This window comes from Sphingomonas sp. Ant20, from assembly GCF_000783375.1.
Lineage (GTDB): Bacteria > Pseudomonadota > Alphaproteobacteria > Sphingomonadales > Sphingomonadaceae > Sphingomonas > Sphingomonas aerolata.
Genome location: NZ_JRVI01000114.1, coordinates 1 through 6960, shown reverse-complemented (window position 1 = coordinate 6960; position 6960 = coordinate 1). Strand labels below are relative to the sequence as shown.

6 protein-coding genes and 1 pseudogene are annotated in these 6960 nt (G+C 68.7%); 2 read left to right on the top strand and 5 right to left on the bottom strand.

Translation table 11 applies throughout. From position 1 onward, the window contains the following. Positions 1-112 precede the first annotated feature (112 nt). A complete protein-coding gene (gene rsmD, locus NI18_RS14170; RefSeq protein ID WP_037530705.1) occupies positions 113-649 on the top strand; it encodes a 16S rRNA (guanine(966)-N(2))-methyltransferase RsmD in 537 nt (178 codons plus the stop codon). Positions 650-698: 49 nt separating this feature from the next. Here the strand turns inward: rsmD and NI18_RS14165 are convergent, their stop codons facing one another. From NI18_RS14165 to NI18_RS27110, 5 genes are all read right to left on the bottom strand, one after another. Then, on the bottom strand, positions 699-1958 hold the full coding sequence (locus NI18_RS14165; protein ID WP_037530703.1) for an MFS transporter: 1260 nt from the start codon (positions 1956-1958) through the stop codon (positions 699-701). Between the two features lie 49 nt (positions 1959-2007). After that, positions 2008-3654 (bottom strand): inorganic phosphate transporter, encoded by a 1647-nt coding sequence (locus tag NI18_RS14160; protein WP_037530701.1) that lies wholly within the window; start codon positions 3652-3654, stop codon positions 2008-2010. Positions 3655-3876: 222 nt separating this feature from the next. Beyond that, positions 3877-4203 carry a UrcA family protein gene (locus NI18_RS14155; protein ID WP_037530699.1) on the bottom strand — a complete coding sequence of 109 codons (327 nt, stop codon included), beginning with the start codon at positions 4201-4203 and terminating at the stop codon, positions 3877-3879. 225 nt (positions 4204-4428) lie between these two features. Then, the gene (locus NI18_RS14150; RefSeq protein ID WP_037530697.1) at positions 4429-4824 is read right to left on the bottom strand and encodes a GFA family protein; all 396 of its coding nucleotides are present in this window, start codon (positions 4822-4824) and stop codon (positions 4429-4431) included. 95 nt (positions 4825-4919) lie between these two features. Then, a complete protein-coding gene (locus NI18_RS27110; protein ID WP_306286421.1) occupies positions 4920-5090 on the bottom strand; it encodes a hypothetical protein in 171 nt (56 codons plus the stop codon). On the opposite strand from NI18_RS27110, the pseudogene NI18_RS14145 reads away from it, so the two are divergent. Then, a pseudogene (locus NI18_RS14145) lies at positions 5010-6960 on the top strand (UvrD-helicase domain-containing protein); the annotation flags it as partial. The gene NI18_RS27110 and the pseudogene NI18_RS14145 overlap by 81 nt on opposite strands.

Genomic DNA, 6960 nt, shown 5'->3' with positions numbered 1-6960 from the left:
CCCGCGATACGGCACCGCGCCCCGAACGCGGCAGCCGTCCGCCCGCGCCCGGCAAGGGACCATCAGGGGGGCGCGGTCACCCGCCCCGCGCACCACGCGGAGGTAAACGCTGATGCGGATCATCGCAGGCCAGTATCGCGGCCGCCAGATCGTCGCGCCCAAGGGTGACGCGACCCGCCCGACCGCCGATCGCATGCGCGAGGCGCTGTTCTCGATGCTGACCAGCCGGGTCGGCAGTTTCGAAGGGCTCGCGGTCGCCGATCTCTTCGCGGGCTCGGGCGCGCTCGGGATCGAGGCCTTGTCGCGCGGCGCGGGGTCGTGCCTGTTCGTCGAGCAGGACAAGCCCGCGCTCGATGCGCTGAAGGCCAATCTCGCCAAGCTCGGCATTCGCGGCGACGTCCGCGCGACCTCGGTGATGGCGATGGGCCCCGCGCCCGCGCCGCTCGACATCATCCTGATGGATCCGCCCTATGACACCGGGGCAGGCCTCGTCGCGCTCGACAAGCTCGCCCGGCTCGGCTGGACCAGCCCGGCGACGTGGATCAGCCTCGAGACCGCGAAGGCGGAGGTCGTCCAACTGCCGGGCTTCGAGGTCGACGCCACGCGCGTCCACGGCAAGGCGCGGCTGACGCTGCTGCGCCCCGCCTGACGTTCCCCGCCTGACGTGACGGTCTCCCGCGCAAGCGGGAGACCCCGTCCTAGGCGGCGGCGCGGCGCCCGACGATCAGCAGCCCGCCAAGGCTCAGCACTCCCGCGGCCATCAGATACACCCCGACCAGCCCGAGCCCGCGCGGCGCCAGCGCCTCCGCCACGATCGGCGCGAGCGCCCCGCCGAGCACGCCGCCAAGGTTGAACGTCATCGACACGCCGGTATAGCGCACGCCCGCCGGAAACAGGCTCGGCAGCCACCCGCCGAGCGGGCCATAGGCGAACCCCATCACGAACAGCGCGCCCGACAGCCAGAGCGACACCGTGACCAGCGATCCCGATCCCAGCATCGGCCCCATCAGCGCGCCTACGACGATACAGCCCGCAAACCCGACGCTAAGCATCCGCGCCGCCGAATAGCGATCCGCCAGCACGCTCGCGAGGATCACCCCTGCCGCCAGGAACCAGATCGCGACCAGCTCGACGCCGAGAAACGCCTCGCGCGAATAGCCGAGCGTCTTCGTGCCGTAGCCGAGCGCGAACGCGGTCGCGAGATAGAAGAGCGCGAAACACGCGATCACCCCGAACGTCCCCGCCAGCGTCGCGCGCAAATGCCGCGTCAGCAGTTCGGCGATCGGCACGCGCGGAATCGCCTCGGTCTTCTCGGCTTCGAGAAACGCGGGCGTCTCGGTCAGCTTCAGCCGCACCCACAGCCCCAGTCCGACTAGCACCGCACTGACCAGGAACGGGATCCGCCAGCCCCAGGCAAGAAACTGCGCCTCGTCGAGGACCAGGCCGATGATCAGGAACAGGCCGTTGGCGGCGAGAAACCCGACCGGCGCGCCGAGCGGCGGGAACATCCCGAACGTGTTGCGACGGTGCGGCGGCGCATTCTCGACCGCGAGCAGCGCGGCCCCACCCCATTCGCCGCCCAGCCCCAGCCCCTGCCCCAGCCGCATCAGGCAGAGCAGGGTCGGCGCCCACCAGCCGACCTGCGCATAGGTCGGCAGGAACGCGATCGCGACGGTCGATCCACCCATCAGCAGCAGCGAGGCGACCAGGGTCGACTTGCGTCCGACCCGGTCGCCGAAATGCCCGAACAGCACCGCGCCCACCGGCCGCGCGACGAACGCCAGCCCAAACGTCGCATAGCTCAGCAGCAGCTGCGCCGACGCCGACTGGCCCGCGAAGAACAGCGGCCCGAACACGAGCGCCGCCGCGGTCGCGTAGATGTAGAAGTCGTAGAATTCGACCGCGGTGCCGACCAGGCTGGCGGCGAGGATGCGGCGGCTGGACCTAAGCGTGCTCATGCCGCGTGCATCGCCGCCCGCCGCCGCCCCGTCAATCGCGCGCTCGGCTTTAGCGGCCCAACGCGTGCGCAACCCCGAGCAGCATCCAGTACAGCCCGCCCGACAACAGCATCGCGACCGGCAGCGTCATGATCCACGCCAGCCCCATGTTCACCAGTGTCCGCCGCTGCAGTCCGCCGCCATTGGCGACGCTCGAACCGGCGATCCCCGACGACAGGATATGCGTCGTCGACACGGGCAGGCCGAACCGGTCCGCCATCAGGATCGTCGCCGCCGCGACCAGCTCCGCCGACGCACCCATGCCATAGGTCAGATGCGACTTGCCGATCCGTTCGCCGACGGTGACGACGATCCGCTTCCACCCGACCATCGTGCCGAGCCCGAGCGCGAGCGCGACCGTGACCTTCACCCAGATCGGGATGTAGCGCGTCCCCTGCTCGAGCCCGCCGCCATAGGTTTTCAGCGTCGTGATCTCCTGCGCGGTGAAGCGCGCCTGCGCGGTCTTGTCCGCCGCGACCAGCTTGGTCGTGTCGAGCACGAGGTACATGTCGTTGCGCAGGTTCGACGTCGCCGCCGCGGGGACCTTGCCGAGCGAGCCATAGCCCTCGATCCGGCGGGTGACGTCGTTCGACAGCGTGGCGAGCGCGCCATAGACGACGGGCTCGGCGACCTGCTTGGATTTCAGCGCGGTGGTGACGCGCGCGCGGGCGGCCTCGACCGTCGAAGGCGTGCCGTCGGCATGTGCGGCAAAGGCCGACGACGCTGCGCGCGCGCTCTGGACGACGGCCGGCGTCGCGCTTTCGGGCATCGTCCGGTTCAGCGCATAGGCGGTCGGTGCGCAGCCGATCAGGATGAGCATGATCAGCCCCATCCCCTTCTGGCCGTCATTGCTGCCATGTGCGAAGCTGACCGCGGTGCAGGTGCCGATCAGCAGCGCACGGATCCCGCGCGGCGGCGGCGTATTGCTCTCGGGCGCCTCGAACAGCTTGCGATCGGTCGAGAAGGCCTTCATCACCAGCAACATCAGCAGCGCGCCGACAAAGCCGACCACCGGGCTGAACGCGAGCGCGGAGAGCACCTTGGTCACCTGCGCCATGTCGACGCCCGACGTGCCGTCCGCGCCGCCGTTGATCAGCTGGTTGGCGAGCCCGACGCCGAGGATCGAGCCGATCAGTGCATGGCTCGACGAATTGGGCAGCCCGACCGCCCAGGTCGCGAGGTTCCACAGGATCGCCGCGAGCAGCAGCGCGAAGATCATCGCGAACCCGCCCGCGCTGCCGACGTTGAGGATCAGGTCGACCGGCAGCAGCGTGATGATCGAATAGGCCACCGCGCCCGACGACGTCATCACGCCGACGAAGTTGAAGAAGCCCGACCAGACGACCGCGAGCGGCGCGGGCATCGAATGCGTGTAGATGACCGTCGCGACCGCATTGGCGGTGTCGTGGAAGCCGTTGACGAATTCGAACCCGAGCGCGATCAGCAGCGCGAGCCCGAGGAACGCGAACGCACCGACCGCGAGCGTCTCGCCAACCTGCGCGGTATCGGTGGCAATGCTGAACCCCGCATAGGCCAGCCCCCCCAGCAATACTGCCAGAAAGATCCAGCGCCCGGCCGGATGCAGATCATGATCGAGCCGCGGTCCGCTGCGCGGTGCGCGGTCGATCGCGTCGACCGTTAATGGGGAAGTAGCCATGATCGCGCAGTCGGCCCTAACGATTACAACTTTATGACAACGCGATGCATCGCCGCGCGGCGATACCAGAATGACACAGTGACGAACCCCGCGCAGCGCGCGACCGCCCATGATCCTCCCCCCGCCGGGGGGGGCAGGCACAGCCTGACGGCGGGGGAGGACCGCCGCGCCTTTGACAGAGCGGTCCTCCTTCAATCGCGCATCGGATCGAGCGCGACGACGCTAGCGCCCCGCGAGGCTTGCCAGCTGCGTCCCGTTGCGCGTCAGCAACGCGGCGGTCTGGACCGTGGCGTCCTGCATCATTTCCGTGCGGCACCGGCGCGACTCGGCAAAGGCATTCAGCCCGCCGGTCCGCGGGGCGCAGGTCCGGTTGACCGCCGACTGCACGCGACGCGCAAGCACACGCCGCCCGGCGTCGCTGGCCAGGTCTAGCCCGGCATGCGAGACACGGATCGTGACGGGGTCGCGCACCGGATCGGCGGCAGCGCCGGTCGCAAAAAGGCACGCGGAAGCGATCGCCGCCGAAGCGACGCTGTGGAGGATCTTCATGGTGACGTCCTTTGCTGGTCCTGCGGTCCGCAGGCACGCCGGCCTGCGCGCGACTAAGCCTGACCGTCGGGAGGACCGTCTCTGCGCGGCCTCTCCGACGAAGACCCTCGTCGCTGCGCACGCCCTACGCCCGGATCGTTACGCTCCCGCGACGGTTTGGCGACGGTTCGTCGGTCGCCCCGCGATTTCGAGCACCCCGCACCTCGGTGGCGACCGAACGCGCGCTCACATCCCCGGATAGCGCGCGAATTCGGGCAGGCTCGTCAGGTCCGCCATCCACGCCAGCCGCTCCGCGACCTGGATTTGCGCGCCCGGTGCGACCGACTCGGGATCGTCGAGCGTGCACGACTGGATGTCGATGATCCCCGGCAGCGCGACCGGGTTGGTGTAGAACAGCCCCGTCCCGCACGTTCCGCAGAACAGCCGCCGCCCGTGCTCGGACGACGCATAGGTCACCGGATCGCCCGAGATCTTCACCTGCTCGGTCTTGAACGCGATCCAGCCGACCATCGGCGCGCCTGCGCTTCGGCGGCAATCCTCACAGTGGCACAGCGCATGATGCGCCGCCTCGCCCGTCGCGACATAGTGGATCGCTCCGCAGTGGCATCGTCCCGACAACATGCACGCCTCCTGTTGATATTCTCGATTTGTTCCAGACATCGCTGAGTCGTGCAAGCCTTAGCCGCTTGCCCGATCGCGCCCCGTTCCCTACCTGTTCACCGGTGAACCAGATCGCCCATCCGTCCGACGCAAACCGCCAGCCGCCCTATCTCCGCGGCCTCAACGATCCCCAGCGCGAGGCGGTGCTGACCACCGACGGCCCCGTCCTGATCATCGCCGGCGCGGGCACCGGCAAGACCGCGGCGCTGACCGCGCGACTCGCACATCTGATCTTCACCAAGAAGGCGTGGCCGTCGGAGATCCTCAGCGTCACCTTCACCAACAAGGCCGCACGCGAGATGCGCGAGCGCGTCGGGCGCCTCGTCGCGACGCGGTCGAGGGGATGCCGTGGCTCGGCACCTTCCACGCGATCGCCGCCAAGATGCTGCGCCGCCATGCCGAGCTCGTCGGGCTGCAGTCCAATTTCACGATCCTCGACACCGACGACCAGCTGCGGTTGCTCAAGCAGCTCATCCTCGCCGCCGATATCGACGAGAAGCGTTTCCCAACGCGCAGCCTCGCCGGGCTGATCGACCAGTGGAAGAACAAGGGCCTCGTCCCCGCCGATATCGATGCGGGCGAGAGCGAGCGCTACGCCAATGGCCGCGGCGGCGAGCTGTACGAGCAATATCAGACCCGGCTGCGCGCGCTCAACGCGTGCGATTTCGGCGACCTGCTGCTCCACATGCTCGTCATCCTGAAGACGCACCGCGACGTGCTCGCCCAGTATCAGCAGCGCTTCAAATACATCATGGTCGACGAGTATCAGGACACCAACTCGTCGCAATATCTCTGGCTGCGTCTGCTCGCGCAGGAGCGCAAGAACATTGCCTGCGTCGGCGACGACGACCAGTCGATCTATTCGTGGCGCGGCGCGCAGGTCGAGAACATCCTGAAGTTCGAACGCGATTTTCCCGGCGCGAAGGTCATCCGCCTCGAACAGAATTACCGCAGCACGCCGCATATCCTCGGCGCCGCCTCGGGCGTGATCGCCAACAATGGCGGCCGCCTCGGCAAGCAGCTCTGGACCGAGCTCGACGTCGGCGAGAAGGTCAAGGTCATCGGCGTCTGGGACGGCCCCGAGGAAGCGCGCCGCGTCGGCGAGGAAATCGAGAGCGTCCGCCGCACGGGCAAGAGCCTCGACGAGGTCGCGATCCTCGTCCGCGCGCAGCACCAGACGCGCGAGTTCGAGGATCGCTTCATCGCGATCGGCATGCCGTACAAGATCGTCGGCGGCTTCCGCTTCTACGAACGCGCCGAGATCCGCGACGCGCTGGCGTACCTCCGCGTCGTCAACCAGCCCGCGGACGACCTCGCCTTCGAACGCATCGTCAACGTCCCCAAGCGCGGCCTCGGCGACAAGGCGGTCGCGCGCATCCACCAGCTCGCGCGCGCCACCGGCACCCCGCTCACGACGGCCGCCGCCCGCATCCTCGACACCGACGAACTGACCGGGGCCGCCAAGAAGTCGCTCGGCCGCCTCGTCGGCGACATCGCGCGCTGGCGCGACATGGCGACCAGCCTGCCCCACGCCGAACTCGCACGGCAGCTGCTCGACGAGAGCGGCTACACCGCGATGTACCAGGCCGAGAAATCGGTCGAGGCGACCGGCCGGCTCGAGAATCTGAGCGAACTCGTCCGCGCGATGGAGGAGTACGACTCGCTCGGCGCATTCCTCGAACATGTCTCGCTCGTCATGGACAATGAGGGCGGCGCGCAGGATCCGCAGGTCACGATCATGACCATCCACGCCGCCAAGGGCCTCGAATACGACACCGTCTTCTGCGTCGGCTGGGAGGAAGGACTTTTCCCGTCGCAGCGTTCGCTCGACGAGGGCGGCGTCAAGAGCCTCGAGGAGGAACGCCGCCTCGCCTATGTCGCGATCACGCGCGCGCGGCGCCTGGCCGTCATCCTCCACGCCGCCAATCGCCGCATCTACGGCCAGTGGAATTCGTCGATTCCCTCGCGTTTCGTCGCCGAACTGCCGACGAGCATACCGACACCGAGACGACCATGTCGGGCGGCGCGAGCCTCTGGCAGGCGAACTGGTCCGACCGCGCCGATCCCTTCGCCGACGTCGCACGCGGCACCGGCCGG